Genomic DNA, 14511 nt, shown 5'->3' with positions numbered 1-14511 from the left:
CGGAGATGTTCCCATGGCGGTATCGCTTGGCAAGCATTTCGATGGTTTCGTCGAAGCCCAGTTGGCGTCTGGTCGGTACCGGTCGCCGGACGATGTTCTTCGTGACGGTCTTCGCCTGCTCGAGCAGCATGAAGCGAAGGTGAAAGCGCTTGAGGATGCTTTGATGGAAGGCGAGAACTCAGGGCCGCCCGAAGTTTTTGACTTCGATGATTTTATCGCCGGCAAGATCTCTCCGTACACTCGTTGAAGTCCATTCAATTCTCCCCAGCCGCCAAGCGCGACCTCGACAGCATCTGGCACTATACCGAGGAACGCTGGGGCACCAGCCAGGCAGTCACGTATGTTCAGTTGCTGCGTGATGCCTGTTTATCGGTGGCGTCGGGTCAGCAGATGACAAGGCCAGTCGACATCCGGGAGGGCTACCGCAAAACGAATGTCGGATCGCACGTGATCTTTTTTCGGGAGAGAAACGAGGAACACCTCATCGTCCTGCGCATCCTGCATCAGCGGATGGATGTGAACCGCCATCTCTGAGACTGTGAACCGGGGCTTACCGCGCCGCGTCGATCGCCGGCAGCAGTTCGGTCAGATAGGTTTCCGGCGAGAACGGGCCGACCTTCTTGTAGAGGATCGTGCCATCTGGCCCGACGAGATAGCTCTCGGGCACGCCATAGACGCCCCAGTCGATCGCGGTGCGTCCATTGTCGTCCACGCCAACGGCATCGTAGGGGTTGCCGAGCTCGCCAAGGAAGCGGATCGCGTTTTCGTTCTGGTCCTTGTAATTGATGCCCACGACCTGGATATCTTCCTGCGCGGCAAGCTCCATCAGGAGCGGATGTTCCTGCCGGCACGGCACGCACCAGGATGCCCAGACATTGACGAGGGTCAGTTGCCCATCCAGCGCGGCGTTGGTCAGCGCGGGCACCGGCGCGCCATCGCGCGTCAGGCCCGCGAGTTCCGGAAGATCGAGCACAGGCGCCGGCTGACCGACCAGCGCCGATGGTATGACCGAAGCATCGCGGCCGGACAGCAATTGCCCGAGAAAGACTGCCGCCAATGCGCCGAATATGAGCAGCGGCAACAGCGCGATCAGTCGGGCGCGTGCGTTGTTGCGCTTGGCCTGACCGACCGCCTCTTCGCGTTCCTCGATCGGGGTCTCGCTCATCGGCTGCTCTCGCTGACCCGATCGGAGCGCCTGCGAACGCCCTGCGCTTCGAGCGCCGCCAGTTCGGCGCGCCGACCGCGATGGTCGAGGATCACCCACGCGATCAGGGCGCCCAGAACGAGGGCAGTGATGGCGTAGGACGCGAAGATGAACCCGAAATACTGCATGATCCCGCCTCAGGCCGCCTGCCGTGCCACTTGGCGGCGCAAGGCCGCCACGCGACGGCGCCAGATCTCGTTGCGCATGGCGGCAAGATGCAGCGTGAAGAACAGAAGCGTGAAGGCGACCGCCATGACCAGCAGCGGATAGAGCATCGACGGGTGGATCGTCGGTCCGTCGAGCCGCACCACGCTCGCCGGCTGGTGCAACGTGTTCCACCAGTCGACCGAGAACTTGATGATCGGGATGTTGATGAAACCGACGAGGATCAGGATCGCCGAGAGCCGCGCCGACTTCGTCGGATCGTCCATCGCCCGCTGCAGGGCGATCAGCCCGAGATACATAAGAAGCAGAACGAAGACCGAAGTCAGCCGCGCGTCCCAGACCCACCAGGTTCCCCACATGGGCTTGCCCCAGAGCGAGCCGGTGACGAGCGCCAGTACGGTAAACGCTGCGCCGATCGGAGCGGCCGCGCGCGCTGAAACGTCTGCGAGGGGATGACGCCAGACGAGCGTGCCGATCGCGGAAGCCGCCATCACCGTGTAGCACATCATCGCAAGCCAGGCCGAAGGCACATGGATGAACATGATGCGGATGGTCGCGCCCTGCTGATAGTCTTCAGGGGCCTCAAAGCTCATCCAGAGGCCGATCACGGCAACGAGGAGGGTCAACCCGGCAAGCCATGGCAACAATCGCCCCGCCAAGGCAAGAAACCGGGTGGGGTTTGCCAGATCGCCGATGCGTCCGATGGATAGGCTCGTGTCGCTCATTCCTGAAACTCATATCGCGGATCGTGACAGGCGGCAACGCGCCCGGCTCAGTCGGTCGATGCGCGCAATGCCGCAGCGGCGGCAAGCGGCCCCAGCACTGCAAAGAACAACGTGATCGCAGCAAGAATGAGGAAAGGCGGCATGAAAGGTGCCGGCTCCTCCACCGCCGCATAGATGGCACTCACGCCGAAAACGAGGACCGGCACGGTGAGTGGCAGCACGAGGATGGAAACCAGGAGGCCGCCCCGCGGCAGCGACACGGCGACAGCGGCGCCGACTGCGCCGATGAAGGTGATCGCCGGGGTGCCGACGGCCAGCGTCAGGGTCGCAGCGCCGATCGCCAGCGGCTCGACATTCATGAAGAGCGCGAGAAGCGGCGCAGCGAGCACCAGCGGCAGGCCGGTTGCGATCCAGTGTGCCAGGCATTTGGAGAAGACCGTCAGCATCAGCGGATGCTCCTGCATCAGCAGGATATCCAGCGCGCCATCCTCGCGATCGGCCTGGAACAGCCGGTCCAGGCCGAGAAGCGAGGCGAGAAGCGCGCCAATCCAGAGCATTGCCGGCCCGATGCGGGCGAGAAGGTTGAGATCCGGCCCCACGCCGAAGGGCACCACGGCAATGACAGTCAGGAAGAACAACACGCCGATAAGCGCCCCGCCTCCTGCACGGATGCCGAGCCGGATGTCGCGCAGGATCAACGCTCTCATGCGCTCACCGTGAGGCCTGGCGTCATGGCAAATTCGCGCTGCGTCGAGATCGCGAGGGGCTGGTGCGTGGCGATGAGAGCCAGCCCTCCCGTTCGAAGATGGGCCTCCACCATGCCGCCGAATCGCGCTTCCGAAGCAACATCCAGTGCGGCGGTCGGTTCATCGAGGATCCAGATCGGGCGATGCGAGACGAGAAGCCGCGCCATCGCGATCCGGCGCTGCTGGCCGGCGGAAAGATATCCGTAAGGCAACGAGAGAACTGTTGCGAGCCCGACCGCATCTGCCGCCTCTTCGACACCAAGCGCAGGCGCTGCCATGAAGCGTTGCCAGAAGCCCAGATTTTCGGCCACCGTCAGTTCGCGCTTCATGCCGTTGCGATGGCCAAGATAATGGCAGGCTTCGGCAAGCGTCTCTGCCTCTTGCGGGCCGCCGTCCAACGTCACGATTCCCGAATCAGCCTTGAGCAACCCGGCGATGACCTTGAGCAGCGTGGACTTGCCGATGCCGTTCGGACCCGTCACGATCAGCGCTTCGCCCGCCTCGACTGTCAGCGACAGATCCGCGAAAATCGGCTCACTTCCCCGGCTTGCCGTCAGTCTTTCGGCGATCAGCCGCATGCTTTTCCCCTGGGCGAAATTGCCCGTGAGGGCAGCTTGCGGCGTGGCTGCGAAATCCGTCGCATTTTGCCCCGATGCACTGGAACCCTTCATAGAAATTATCTATAAGGCCTGCAACCACGCCAGCGGTCGGCGTGATCACCATCCTTGCGCCGAACATGATCTGCCGGAAGGCATTCACGATCACGGGCGGACAGCGGAAATGACCGTACCCGCATCCTCACGCATCCCCTCGCGGGATCAAGCGTATAGGCGTTCGCCCGGCAGCTTCGGCTGATCAGACGAAGACGGGGTTTCACTTGTCCAAATCGCTCGACAGCTTCAATTGCCGCTCCACCCTCAAGGTGGGCGACAAAGACTATGTCTATTTCGACCTTACCAAGGCAGAGGCAAACGGCCTCGAAGGCGTTTCGCGCCTGCCTTTCTCGATGAAGGTCGTTGTCGAAAACCTCCTGCGCAATGAAGATGGCCGTTCGGTCACCAAGAACGACATCATCAATGTCAGCAAATGGCTCGACGACAAGGGCACCGGCGGCAGCGAGATTGCCTACCGTCCTGCCCGCGTGCTCATGCAGGACTTCACCGGCGTTCCCGCCGTCGTCGACCTCGCAGCCATGCGCGACGCCATGGCATCGCTCGGCGGTGACCCACAGAAGATCAACCCGCTCGTCCCGGTCGACCTCGTCATCGACCACTCGGTCATCGTCGACGAGTTCGGCACGCCGCAGGCCTTCGCGAACAACGTCGAGAAGGAATATGAGCGCAACGGCGAGCGCTACCGCTTCCTGAAGTGGGGCCAGCAGGCCTTCCAGAACTTCCGCGTCGTTCCGCCCGGTACCGGCATCTGCCACCAGGTAAACCTCGAATATCTCGGCCAGACCGTCTGGACGAAGGATGAGGACGGCGAAACCGTCGCCTATCCGGACACCTGCGTCGGCACCGACAGCCACACGACCATGATCAACGGTCTCGGCGTTCTCGGTTGGGGCGTCGGCGGCATCGAAGCCGAAGCGGCCATGCTCGGTCAGCCGATCTCGATGCTCCTGCCGGAAGTCATCGGCTTCAAGGTCACCGGCGCACTGAAGGAAGGCGTCACCGCCACCGACCTCGTGCTCACCGTCGTCCAGATGCTGCGCAAGAAGGGCGTCGTCGCCAAGTTCGTCGAATTCTTCGGCCCCGGCCTCGACAACATGACGCTCGCCGACCGCGCGACGATCGGCAATATGGGCCCTGAATACGGCGCGACCTGCGGCTTCTTCCCGGTCGATTCCGAAACGATCAACTACCTCACCGTTTCGGGCCGCGATCGCGACCGCATCGCGCTCGTCGAAGCCTATTCGAAGGCGCAGGGCATGTGGCGCGAGGCAGGTTCGGCAGATCCGGTCTTCACCGACACGCTCGAGCTCGACCTCGGCACCGTCGTGCCCTCCATGGCCGGCCCGAAGCGTCCCGAAGGCCGCATTCCGCTCGAAGGCATCGCATCCGGTTTCGAAAAGTCGCTGGCTGAAGAGTACAAGAAGCCGGGCCAGATCGACATGCGCTATGCCGTCGAAGGCGCGGACTACGATCTCGGCCACGGCGATGTCGCCATTGCCGCCATCACGTCCTGCACAAACACGTCGAACCCATCGGTTCTGATCGGTGCCGGTCTGCTTGCACGCAACGCCGTTGCCAAGGGCCTGAAGACGAAGCCCTGGGTGAAGACATCGCTCGCTCCCGGAAGCCAGGTCGTTGCCGGCTACCTCGAAAAGGCCGGTCTGCAGAAAGACCTCGACGCGCTCGGCTTCAACCTCGTCGGCTTCGGCTGCACGACCTGCATCGGCAACTCCGGCCCGCTGCCGGCTCCGGTGTCGAAGACGATCAACGACAAGGGCCTCATCGCTGCCGGCGTGCTTTCGGGCAACCGCAACTTCGAAGGCCGCATTTCGCCGGACGTCCAGGCGAACTACCTCGCTTCGCCGCCGCTGGTCGTTGCCTACGCGCTGGCCGGAACGGTGAAGAAGGACCTGACCACCGAGCCGATCGGCGAAGGCTCCGACGGTCAGCCGGTTTATCTGCGCGACATCTGGCCGACCTCGAAAGAAATTCAGGACTTCATCCTGAAATACGTCACCCGTGACGTCTACGAGAGCAAGTATGCCGACGTGTTCCGTGGCGACGAGAACTGGCAGAACGTTCAGGTTCCGGCCGGCGACACCTACACCTGGGACGATTCATCGACCTACGTGCAGAACCCGCCGTACTTCGTCGGAATGGGCAAGGGCGCAGGCGGCACGAGCGACATCGTCGGTGCACGCGTTCTCGGCCTGCTCGGCGACAAGATCACCACCGACCACATCTCGCCGGCCGGTTCGATCAAGGCGGCATCGCCTGCCGGTGCATATCTCATGGAGCGTGGCGTCGGCGCTGCCGACTTCAACCAGTACGGCACCCGTCGTGGCAACCACGAGATCATGATGCGCGGCACCTTCGCCAACATCCGTCTGCGCAACCACATGATGGGCCCGAACGGCAAGGAAGGTGGATACACGATCCACTATCCGTCGAAGGAAGAGATGTCGATCTTCGACGCAGCCATGCGGTACAAGGAAGAGGGCGTGCCGCTCGTCATCTTCGCCGGCGCCGAGTATGGCAACGGCTCGTCGCGCGACTGGGCTGCAAAGGGCACTGTCCTTCTCGGCGTACGCGCCGTGATCGCGCAGAGCTTCGAGCGTATCCACCGCGCCAACCTCGTCGGCATGGGCGTGATCCCCTTCGTTCTCGAAGAAGGAACGAGCTGGGCAAGCCTCAACCTGCGTGGTGACGAAACCGTGACTATCGAAGGCCTCACCAAGCTGAAGCCCCGCGAAACCAAGACCGCCCGCATCACCTACGGCGACGGCACGGTCAAGGACGTCACGATCATCAGCCGCGTCGAGACGCTGGATGAGGTCACCTACATGGAAAATGGCGGGATTCTGCAGACGGTTCTGCGCGATCTTGCTGCCTGATACTGCTTGAATCCGCTTGAGGCCGTGCAGTGCGGCCTCGAGCTTCGACTTCGATGTCCGCCCCGGATCAAAAATTCGGGGCGCGCGCGTCACTCGAACGTGACTTTTGCTTGATCTGCGCGGCCTGTAGCGTTTTTAACGGATGGACAGCGCAAGAAGGACCCGTGATCGACAGTTTCGGGCCATATGCGCCATGGCGTGCGCCAGAATGGTCAAGTTGATGATGGTCAGATCGAAGATTGCGCCGGCGCTGCTGCTTCTGTCGCTCGCCGTCTGCCCAACCGCCACCATAGCAGGCGACAAGCCGCTGGGTGTCGTCGAGCTCTTCACAAGCCAGGGATGCTCCTCCTGCCCGCCGGCAGATGCCGTGCTCGCCGATCTGGCCGAAGAAGGCGACGTGATCGCACTCGCCTATCATGTCGACTACTGGAATTATCTCGGCTGGAAGGACACGCTGGCCTCGCCGGAAAACACCGCGCGCCAAAAGGCCTATGCAACGACCTTCGAGCGCAAGAGCGTTTACACTCCCCAGGCCGTTCTCAATGGCCGCGACCACGTCAATGGCGCCTCGCGCGGGCATATCGACACCACCCTTTCCGCGATGGAGCGCGACGGCCGCGGCCTCGTGGTCGACGTCGACGTCGCCCATGATGACGATACGCTCGTCATCGATGTCGGCGAGGGCGAAGGAAAGGCCCATGTGGTGCTCGTCGTCTTCGATCGCGAGAACACCGTGCCGATCGAGGCCGGCGAAAACGATGGCGCAAGCTACACCTACGTGAACAGCGTACGCGAACTTCAGATCGTTGGTGTCTGGAAGGGCGACGCCGAGCGCATCACCTTGCCCGCCATGATGATCGACGACTGGGTCAACCGGAATGGCGCAATCCTGCTGCAGAGAATGGTGAACGGCCGCGCGCCCGGCGCGATTATCGGTGCAGCGCTCATCGAGCCTTCTGCAAGAACTGATTGAGAGCATTCCTCAGGAAGAGCGGACACAAAAAAAGGTCGCCGAAGCGACCTTTTCGAATGCTGCATCAGGGAGTTGGCTCGGCCCAGCGGTTTCGAGGGGCTGGGGGGCTTTGAATTCGAAAGTCACCGGACCGAGCCGTCTGAGGCAACGATCGGAATCTCGTCTCCAATTCGGGCATCGGTGCGGCCCAATTGCGGCCAAAACCCGCTCAAGTAACCGTTTCGGTTCACTTGGTAACGCGCACGGTCGCCTTTCGTGATCGGCCTTTTAACGCTTTCTTTTCCTTGCATTTCGGCAGCCGGCAGGCAAACTGTCACACGGTTGTCATGCCCAAGGTCGGAAATCCCAGGAGACCCGATGACGGATCACGTGCCAGAACAGGGCGCAAACATCGTCCATATGACGGATTACAAAAGCGGCGCCGAGCCTCTTCCCGTCACCTTCAATCGCCGCGAACTCGATACGATCCTGAGACTCTATGGCCGCATGGTTGCGTCCGGAGAGTGGCGCGATTACGCGCTCGACCATCTTCGCGAGAAGGCCGTATTTTCCGCATTTCGACGCACAAGTGAGGTCCCGCTCTACCGGATCGAAAAATGCCCGAAGAATGCCCGTCGACAGGGAGCGTTCAGCGTCGTTGCGGCCAATGGTATGATTCTGAAGCGCGGCCACGAACTGGAAACCGTGCTGCGCGTGCTCGACAAGAAGCCGAAGCTCGTCGGTATCTAACCGTCGAGCCGTCATATATCTCACCGACCAGCGATGCCGTTCGCCAGCGTGCCCGGATAGCGCGTCAAATCCGCCGGCGTTTCGTTACCCGCGCCCAGCGCCTTCTGCATGATGACGGTATCCAGCCATCGGCCGAATTTGAAACCTGTGCCTGGCATCGTGCCGATCAAGTCGAAGCCACAGGCACGGTGCACGGCGACCGATGCGGGATGGGCACCGCCGATCACTGCAACCATCTGCCGGAACCCAAGCGCCTCGGTCCGCGACAGCAGGTCTGCGAGCAGGGCCTTGCCCAGACCCTGCCCGCGCGCCTCTGGTGCGAGATAGATGGAATCCTCAACCAGCCACGAATAGGCCGGTCTGTCCCGGAAAGCGGATGCATAGGCGTAGCCGATCAAGGCCCCGTCGGCTCCTTCTGCCGCGAGATAGGGGTATCCCTTGCCCGTGATCGTTGAAAACCGACGTTCCATCTCGGTGCGATCGGGCGCATCAAGCTCGTAGGTTGCCGTGCCGTTCTGCACATTCTCCCGATAGATTGCGGTGATCGCATCGAGATCGGCGGACGTGGCGGGACGGATTGAGAAAGACATGGGGCAAGCACCATCGCGTTCGGTTTCGCTCGCCAGATAGCCTAGCTTCAGGTCTGATACCAGCGCGCATGATGACGATCCCGCAACGAAAAAGGGCGACCCGCAGGCCGCCCTTTCGAAACACCTATCCGTGTTCTGCTTATTCGCGGTTGCCCATGAACTGCAGCAGGAACATGAACATGTTGATGAAGTCGAGGTACAGGCGAAGCGCACCCATGATGGCCTTGCGGCCGGCGGCATCGCTTGAGTCGCCTTCATAGTACATCGTCTTGATTTCCTGCGTATCGTAAGCCGTCAGGCCTGCGAAGATCAGGACGCCGATTGCCGAGATCGCGAACTGCAGAGCGCTCGAAGCAAGGAAGATGTTCACGACCATGGCGATGATCAGACCGATCAAGCCCATGAAAAGGAACGAACCCATGCCTGACAGATCGCGCTTCGTCGTGTAGCCGTAAAGCGACAGTGCGCCGAACGATGCGGCGGTGATGAAGAATGTCTGTACGATGCTCTGGCCCGTGAAGACCAGGAAGATCGACGATAGAGACAGGCCCATGACGGCCGAGTAGATCCAGAACGTGGTCTGCGCCGCACTGACGCTCATGTTCTGAATGCGGAAGCTCAGGAAGAAGACGAGCGCCAGCGGAGCGAGCATCACGACCCAGCGCAGCGGGCTGGCATACATGAGTTGCGCAAACGCAGGATTGCTCTGTGCCAATGCGAATGTCGCATAGGCAGCAACACCCGTGATCGCCAGTCCGAGGGCCATCAGATTGTAGACGCGAAGCATGTAGCTGCGCAGGCCCTGGTCGATCGCAGCTCCGGCCTGCATCCCGGCCGGGGCCGAGCGGGTCTGGTAGTTACGAAGGTCAGCCATAGTTTCCTCTTTCAAAGCCCCGGAAGTGAAACGGTGTCGGGTCGTGTCATCGACCAACCCAGGCGCCGCTGCGGGGCTCCAGCATGCCTGTGGATAATATGAGGATTAGCTGAGCCAAGAGCAAGACCCTCGGCTCTAGGCAGAACGCCGATTCCCGCCGCGGAAACGCTAACATCCTGCGCCCAATAGTCGCGCAGTGTGTCAAACGTTAAAGATTGCGGAGAATTGGTGCTGCTTTCTGGCCCAGAACCCGCCATGTGCCGGCAAGGCCGATCCCCACCGTCACCACGATCGCAATCACGAGCGTGGATATGGCAACGTCGGGCAGGAAGCTCGAGGGCAGCGTCATAATGCGCGCAACGATGTACCAGGCGGCCACGCCACCAGCGAACAGCGCAAAGATCGCCGTCGCCAGCCCGAGGATCAGATACTCGTAGGAAAACGCGCGGATCAGTGTGCTGCGCGTCGCCCCGAGCGTCTTCAGCACCACCGCATCGTGGGTCCGTGCCCGGTTTCCCGCAGCCAGCGCACCTGAAAGCACGAGGATCGAGGCGATCAGCGCGACGGCCGCAGCAGCGCGGATCGCGACGGCCAGCTGCTCCACGAGACGATCGACCACGTCGATCGCGTCCTTGACACGCACACTCGTGACCGTCGGCAGCGCATTCGTCACCTCACGCAGGATCTGCCCTTCCTGCGCCGCATCGAGGCTCGGATCGGTCAGCGTCGCAAGCCACGCATGCGGTGCGCCGGCAAATGTGTTGGGCGAAAAGACCATGATGAAGTTAATCGACAGCGATTCCCACTGGATCTCGCGCAGATTGGCGATCTCTGCGGTCACTTCGCGGCCGAGCACATTGACGGTGATGGAATCGCCGATGCCGAGGCCAAGTTCGCCAGCCTCTTCGGCCGAGAACGAGACGAGTGGAGGACCGTCATAGTCTTCGGCCCACCACTCCCCTTCCGTCAGCGCCGTGCCGGCGGGCAGTGTTGGCGCATAGGTGATACCGCGATCACCGCGTAGGACCCAGCGACCCTCGGCGTAATCTTCGGGATTCGGCACTTCGCCATTGATGCCGACGATCCGCCCGCGCAGCATCGGCACAGCATCGATGTCGCCTTCCGGCGCAGCGGTCGCGACGATCTCCCTGAACTGGTCGATCTCGCTCGACTGGATGTCGACGAAGAAGAAGTTCGGCGCGCGCTCCGGCAGATTGCCGGCAAGTTCGCGCCGCAGATTGCCGTCGATCAGCGCCAGCGTCACCAACAGCGCGAGCCCGAGCCCAAGAGAGAGAACGACGGACGGCGTCAAGGCGCCCGGCCGGTGAATGTTGCCGATGGCGAGTCGAAGCGCTGCGGAATTCACGCGCGGGCTGCGCTTTGCCGCCCACTGGATGAGCACTGCCACCGAGCGGAGAACCACGAAGGAGAACGCGATCGCCGCCAGAAAGATGATCGCGATGAAGCGATCGAACGATGTGAGGATCGCAAGCGCCGCTAGCGCCACCATGGTGACGGCGGTTGCCGCGAGGTAGCGCTTGGCAGGCCAGCCTGCACCGTCGAAACCCTGGCTTCGAAACAGTGCGGTTGCCGGCACATCCTGTGCGCGGCCAAGCGGCAGGATTGCGAAGGCGAGCGCGGTCAGCAGACCGAAGACTGCAGCGAGCAAGAGCGCGCCCGGATGCACGGAGACACCGCTGCCGATCGGAAGCAGATCCGCAAGAAACACTGCCGCCACGAAGGGTACGATCGCCCCGATGACCACGCCGATCAGGACACCGATGGTGGCCACGATGCCTATCTGGACCAGATAGACCATGACCACGAAGCGGCTCGATGCGCCGACGCATTTGAGCGTTGCGATCACGCCGCGCTTTGAATCCATGAAAGCACGCACGGCATTGGCGACGCCAACGCCGCCGACGACAAGCGCCGTCAGGCCCACGAGCGTGAGAAACTGCGAGAAGCGTTCGATGTTTTCGGTCAGCTGCGGCGCGGCGTTGGCGCTGGTGCGCACGGCCCAGCCGGCATCCGTGTAGTCCGCCCGCGCTTCGTCACGGATAGCCTGCAGCTGATCATAGGTCGCAGGCTCCGGCAGGCGGACCTTGTAGACATATTCGACAAGGCTGCCGAGCTGGAGAAGACCTGCCGCTTCAAGCGCATCCACCGAAACGAGGAAGCGCGGCGCGAATGCAAAGCCTTCGGACAGGAGGTCGGGCTCGTTGATCAGCGACGCGCGCACCTCGAAAGTTGCGCTGCCGAGCGTCAGGCGATCGCCGATCGAAAGGCCCATCCGTTCCAGAAGCACAGGCGCAACGACCGCGCCGTAGACGCCTTCGATAAGACCATGCCGCGCATCGAAATCGAGCGCCGGTTCGGTGACGAGGGACCCGTAGAGCGGGTAGAGGTCATCCACCGCCTTCACTTCGACGAGCGACTGGTCGCTGCCATCCTCGAGCCTGGCCATGGAACGCAGATTGACGGATTGCGCCACATCGCCGAGGCCTTCGACGAAGGCGAGATCGTCGCCGGTCGCCGGTCGGTTGTCGATCTCGAAGCGAATGTCACCGGCGAGAATGGCCTGGCCTTCGGCCGCGATTGCCTCGGTGATCGACCGCGACACCGAATTGACGCCCGCGATCGCCGCTGTTCCGAGAACGATGCAGGCGAGGAAGATGTAGAAGCCCGACAGGCCGCCGCGCATTTCGCGCAGCGCCAAACGGAAGGCCAACTTGAAATTCTGGCTCGAAGCCGCCCGGCTGGTTTTCGCCTGGCTCATGCATAGGCTCCGCGCGCCTGAGCAACCGGCTGCCCCTGGCCAAGACCGTCATCGACGATCTCGCCGGAGCGCACTTTGATCTGCCGGTTGCAGCGCGCCGCAAGCTGCGGATCATGCGTCACCAGCAGCAGCGTGGTGCCGCGCTCGGCCTGCTTTGCGAAGAGAAGGTCGGCGATCTGCCGGCCGGTTTCCGCGTCCAGGTTGCCCGTCGGCTCGTCCGCGATCAGAACGGCCGGCGACGGCGCCAGCGCCCGTGCAATCGCTACGCGCTGTTGTTCGCCGCCCGACATCTCGCCGGGATGGTGTGACAGGCGCTCGCCGAGTCCGACGGCCCGAAGCTCCCGCTCCGCCACCTCGAACGCGTCGTTGCGTCCGGCGAGCTCGAGCGGCACGGCGACGTTTTCGAGCGCGGTCATGTTCGGAATGAGGTGAAAGGACTGGAAGACGATGCCGATATGCCGACCCCGAAAATCGGCGACCGCATCTTCGCTCATGCTGTGCAATTCGGCGCCTGCGATGGTGATCGCGCCGCTGTCGATCTTTTCCAGGCCCGCGAGAACCATGAGCAGGGTCGACTTGCCCGATCCCGAAGGACCGATGATCCCGACCGACTCTCCGGCGTTAATCTTGAGGGACATTCGCTTCATGACATGAACCGACGAAGCGCCGTTTCCGAGGGTCAGATCGGCGTCGGCGAGATCGATGATGTGTTGGGTCAAGGCGGAAGCTTCCTATATGTCCGGATATGGCGGCTGCCCCGGCGTCTACGCTGCAAGGCCGCAAAAAGATTTAGGAACGGTGCAATGAATGTTAAACGGCTTTCCGCTTTCCTCCTCGCATTCTGTGTCTCCTTGATGGCAAGCGTGACCGCATCGCGTGCTGAAACCCTTCAGATCGTGGGTTTTGGCGATAGCCTCATGGCCGGTTACCAGCTCGATGCCGCCTATGCGTTCCCGGTTCGCCTGGAAGCGGCACTTCAGGAACGCGGACACGATGTCGTGATCGCCAATGCCGGCGTATCCGGCGATACCAGTTCGGCCGGCCTGTCGCGGCTCGATTGGTCGGTGCCGGACGGCACGGATGCGGTGATCCTCGAACTCGGTGCCAACGACATGCTGCGCGGCATCGACCCGGCGCGGACCGAAGCCAATATCGAGGAAATGATCACACGGCTGAAGGCCCGCAACATTGAAGTGCTGCTAGCCGGCATGCTGGCGTCGCCGAATATGGGTGCTGACTATCAGACGCGATTCAACGGTCTTTTCGAGCGTCTCGCCGAAAAGCACGATCTGGTTTTCTACCCCTTCTTCCTCGATGGCGTTGCCGCTGAGGCCGCACTCAATCTCGACGACGGGATCCACCCGAATGAAGACGGCATCGACGTGATGGTCGAGCGGTTCATTCCTGCCGCAGAAGAATTGCTGCAGCGCTTGAAACCAGATGCCTGAGACGCGCGTTGGAACCCGATAAGGCAAAAGTGGACGCTGAATATTTAGGGATTGTCGACGGCTGCGTCGCATGATTCGCTGAGAGTGCCTTTCGATTCGGGGAGATCTCCATGCCGAGACTATTCGCCGCCCTCGAACTCCCGCGTGACACCACAATGTCGCTTTCCCTCTTGCGCGGCGGGCTTCCCGGCGCGCGATGGATCGACGTGGAAAACTATCACATCACGCTCCGCTTCATCGGTGACGTGGACGGTCCCACAGCCGACGAGATCGTCAACGCTTTCGACCGCATCCGCCGGACCGAATTTCCGGTACGGCTCCAGGGCATGGGGTCTTTCGGCGCCAAGAAGCCGCATTCCATCTGGGCCGGCGTCACGCCGACCGCCGAACTCATGGCCCTTCAGGCCGAAATAGAGCGGGTGTGCCAGCGGTTGCGACTGCCGGCCGATCCGCGCAAGTTCAAACCACATGTCACCTTGGCGCGCATCAAGACGGCAAGAGAAAGCGACGTGGTGCGCTACCTCCAGGGGCGCGGCGATTTCCACACGCAGGCGTTCACGGTCACCCGCTTCGTCCTCATGTCCTCGCGGGATTCCGTCGGCGGGGGACCCTATGTGACGGAGGAAGCGTTCCCTCTCGACGAGGCCAATGCATCGGCCGGCACGGGGAGCAGCCTGCTGCCAAACGCCTATTACAGCCCGCTTTAGCCT

General features: G+C 62.2%; 15 protein-coding genes and 1 pseudogene. 7 read left to right on the top strand and 9 right to left on the bottom strand.

Annotated elements, in window-relative coordinates; all coding sequences use genetic code 11:
* Nucleotides 1-13 precede the first annotated feature (13 nt).
* Both D5400_RS03105 and D5400_RS03100 read left to right on the top strand, forming a co-directional pair.
* Nucleotides 14-247 (top strand): type II toxin-antitoxin system ParD family antitoxin, encoded by a 234-nt coding sequence (locus D5400_RS03105; protein WP_126007567.1) that lies wholly within the window; start codon nt 14-16, stop codon nt 245-247.
* Nucleotides 244-534 (top strand): type II toxin-antitoxin system RelE/ParE family toxin, encoded by a 291-nt coding sequence (locus D5400_RS03100; RefSeq protein WP_126007565.1) that lies wholly within the window; start codon nt 244-246, stop codon nt 532-534. Before D5400_RS03105 ends, D5400_RS03100 begins: the two co-directional genes overlap by 4 nt.
* 16 nt (nt 535-550) lie before the next feature.
* Here D5400_RS03100 and D5400_RS03095 read toward each other — a convergent pair whose 3' ends face one another.
* The 5 genes and pseudogenes from D5400_RS03095 to ccmA form a co-directional block, all read right to left on the bottom strand.
* Complete coding sequence (locus D5400_RS03095) at nt 551-1165, bottom strand: DsbE family thiol:disulfide interchange protein (protein WP_126007563.1); 615 nt, start codon at nt 1163-1165, stop codon at nt 551-553.
* The gene (ccmD, locus tag D5400_RS03090) at nt 1162-1332 is read right to left on the bottom strand and encodes a heme exporter protein CcmD (RefSeq protein WP_126007561.1); all 171 of its coding nucleotides are present in this window, start codon (nt 1330-1332) and stop codon (nt 1162-1164) included. Before ccmD ends, D5400_RS03095 begins: the two co-directional genes overlap by 4 nt.
* 9 nt (nt 1333-1341) lie before the next feature.
* Nucleotides 1342-2094 carry a heme ABC transporter permease gene (locus tag D5400_RS03085; protein ID WP_126007559.1) on the bottom strand — a complete coding sequence of 251 codons (753 nt, stop codon included), beginning with the start codon at nt 2092-2094 and terminating at the stop codon, nt 1342-1344.
* A 47-nt stretch (nt 2095-2141) separates the two neighbouring features.
* Nucleotides 2142-2801: a heme exporter protein CcmB gene (gene ccmB, locus D5400_RS03080; protein WP_126007557.1), complete on the bottom strand. Its 660-nt coding sequence runs from the start codon at nt 2799-2801 to the stop codon at nt 2142-2144.
* Nucleotides 2798-3355: pseudogene (gene ccmA / locus D5400_RS03075) on the bottom strand (heme ABC exporter ATP-binding protein CcmA); the annotation flags it as partial. The pseudogene ccmA and the gene ccmB, both read right to left, overlap by 4 nt.
* A 362-nt stretch (nt 3356-3717) precedes the next feature.
* On the opposite strand from ccmA, the gene acnA reads away from it, so the two are divergent.
* The 3 genes from acnA to D5400_RS03060 all read left to right on the top strand — a co-directional run bounded on the left by acnA (nt 3718) and on the right by D5400_RS03060 (nt 8110).
* Nucleotides 3718-6408, top strand: coding sequence for an aconitate hydratase AcnA (gene acnA / locus D5400_RS03070; protein ID WP_126007555.1), 2691 nt, complete (start codon nt 3718-3720; stop codon nt 6406-6408).
* Between the two features lie 220 nt (nt 6409-6628).
* Nucleotides 6629-7381, top strand: a complete 753-nt coding sequence (locus D5400_RS03065) for a DUF1223 domain-containing protein (protein ID WP_245451410.1) — start codon at nt 6629-6631, stop codon at nt 7379-7381.
* 399 nt (nt 7382-7780) lie between these two features.
* The gene (locus D5400_RS03060) at nt 7781-8110 is read left to right on the top strand and encodes a DUF2794 domain-containing protein (RefSeq protein ID WP_425364908.1); all 330 of its coding nucleotides are present in this window, start codon (nt 7781-7783) and stop codon (nt 8108-8110) included.
* A gap of 20 nt (nt 8111-8130) precedes the next feature.
* Here the strand turns inward: D5400_RS03060 and D5400_RS03055 are convergent, their stop codons facing one another.
* The 4 genes from D5400_RS03055 to D5400_RS03040 form a co-directional block, all read right to left on the bottom strand.
* On the bottom strand, nt 8131-8700 hold the full coding sequence (locus D5400_RS03055) for a GNAT family N-acetyltransferase (RefSeq protein ID WP_126007551.1): 570 nt from the start codon (nt 8698-8700) through the stop codon (nt 8131-8133).
* Nucleotides 8701-8839: 139 nt separating this feature from the next.
* Complete coding sequence (locus tag D5400_RS03050; protein WP_126007549.1) at nt 8840-9574, bottom strand: Bax inhibitor-1/YccA family protein; 735 nt, start codon at nt 9572-9574, stop codon at nt 8840-8842.
* Between the two features lie 208 nt (nt 9575-9782).
* Complete coding sequence (locus tag D5400_RS03045) at nt 9783-12353, bottom strand: ABC transporter permease (protein ID WP_126007547.1); 2571 nt, start codon at nt 12351-12353, stop codon at nt 9783-9785.
* Nucleotides 12350-13072, bottom strand: coding sequence for an ABC transporter ATP-binding protein (locus D5400_RS03040; protein WP_126007545.1), 723 nt, complete (start codon nt 13070-13072; stop codon nt 12350-12352). The genes D5400_RS03045 and D5400_RS03040 overlap by 4 nt, the downstream gene beginning before the upstream one ends.
* 84 nt (nt 13073-13156) lie before the next feature.
* Here D5400_RS03040 and D5400_RS03035 point away from each other — a divergent pair, with 84 nt between their 5' ends.
* On the top strand, nt 13157-13801 hold the full coding sequence (locus D5400_RS03035) for an arylesterase (protein WP_126007543.1): 645 nt from the start codon (nt 13157-13159) through the stop codon (nt 13799-13801).
* A gap of 110 nt (nt 13802-13911) precedes the next feature.
* Nucleotides 13912-14508: an RNA 2',3'-cyclic phosphodiesterase gene (thpR, locus tag D5400_RS03030; RefSeq protein WP_126007541.1), complete on the top strand. Its 597-nt coding sequence runs from the start codon at nt 13912-13914 to the stop codon at nt 14506-14508.
* Nucleotides 14509-14511: the final 3 nt, after the last annotated feature.

The organism is Georhizobium profundi (assembly GCF_003952725.1).
GTDB lineage: Bacteria > Pseudomonadota > Alphaproteobacteria > Rhizobiales > Rhizobiaceae > Georhizobium > Georhizobium profundi.
Note: the sequence above shows the minus strand (reverse complement) of the source record. Positions and strands in the feature narration are given on the sequence as shown.

Excerpts from the sequence above, each read along its gene's own strand:
- D5400_RS03105 (WP_126007567.1), top strand. The coding sequence starts at position 14 with ATGGCGGTATCGCTTGGCAAGCATTTCGATGGTTTCGTCGAAGCCCAG.
- D5400_RS03095 (WP_126007563.1), bottom strand. The coding sequence starts at position 1,165 with ATGAGCGAGACCCCGATCGAGGAACGCGAAGAGGCGGTCGGTCAGGCC.
- ccmD (WP_126007561.1), bottom strand. The coding sequence starts at position 1,332 with ATGCAGTATTTCGGGTTCATCTTCGCGTCCTACGCCATCACTGCCCTC.
- D5400_RS03085 (WP_126007559.1), bottom strand. The coding sequence starts at position 2,094 with ATGAGCGACACGAGCCTATCCATCGGACGCATCGGCGATCTGGCAAAC.
- ccmB (WP_126007557.1), bottom strand. The coding sequence starts at position 2,801 with ATGAGAGCGTTGATCCTGCGCGACATCCGGCTCGGCATCCGTGCAGGA.
- D5400_RS03065 (WP_245451410.1), top strand. The coding sequence starts at position 6,629 with ATGATGGTCAGATCGAAGATTGCGCCGGCGCTGCTGCTTCTGTCGCTC.
- D5400_RS03060 (WP_425364908.1), top strand. The coding sequence starts at position 7,781 with ATGACGGATTACAAAAGCGGCGCCGAGCCTCTTCCCGTCACCTTCAAT.
- D5400_RS03055 (WP_126007551.1), bottom strand. The coding sequence starts at position 8,700 with ATGTCTTTCTCAATCCGTCCCGCCACGTCCGCCGATCTCGATGCGATC.
- D5400_RS03050 (WP_126007549.1), bottom strand. The coding sequence starts at position 9,574 with ATGGCTGACCTTCGTAACTACCAGACCCGCTCGGCCCCGGCCGGGATG.
- D5400_RS03045 (WP_126007547.1), bottom strand. The coding sequence starts at position 12,353 with ATGAGCCAGGCGAAAACCAGCCGGGCGGCTTCGAGCCAGAATTTCAAG.
- D5400_RS03035 (WP_126007543.1), top strand. The coding sequence starts at position 13,157 with ATGAATGTTAAACGGCTTTCCGCTTTCCTCCTCGCATTCTGTGTCTCC.
- thpR (WP_126007541.1), top strand. The coding sequence starts at position 13,912 with ATGCCGAGACTATTCGCCGCCCTCGAACTCCCGCGTGACACCACAATG.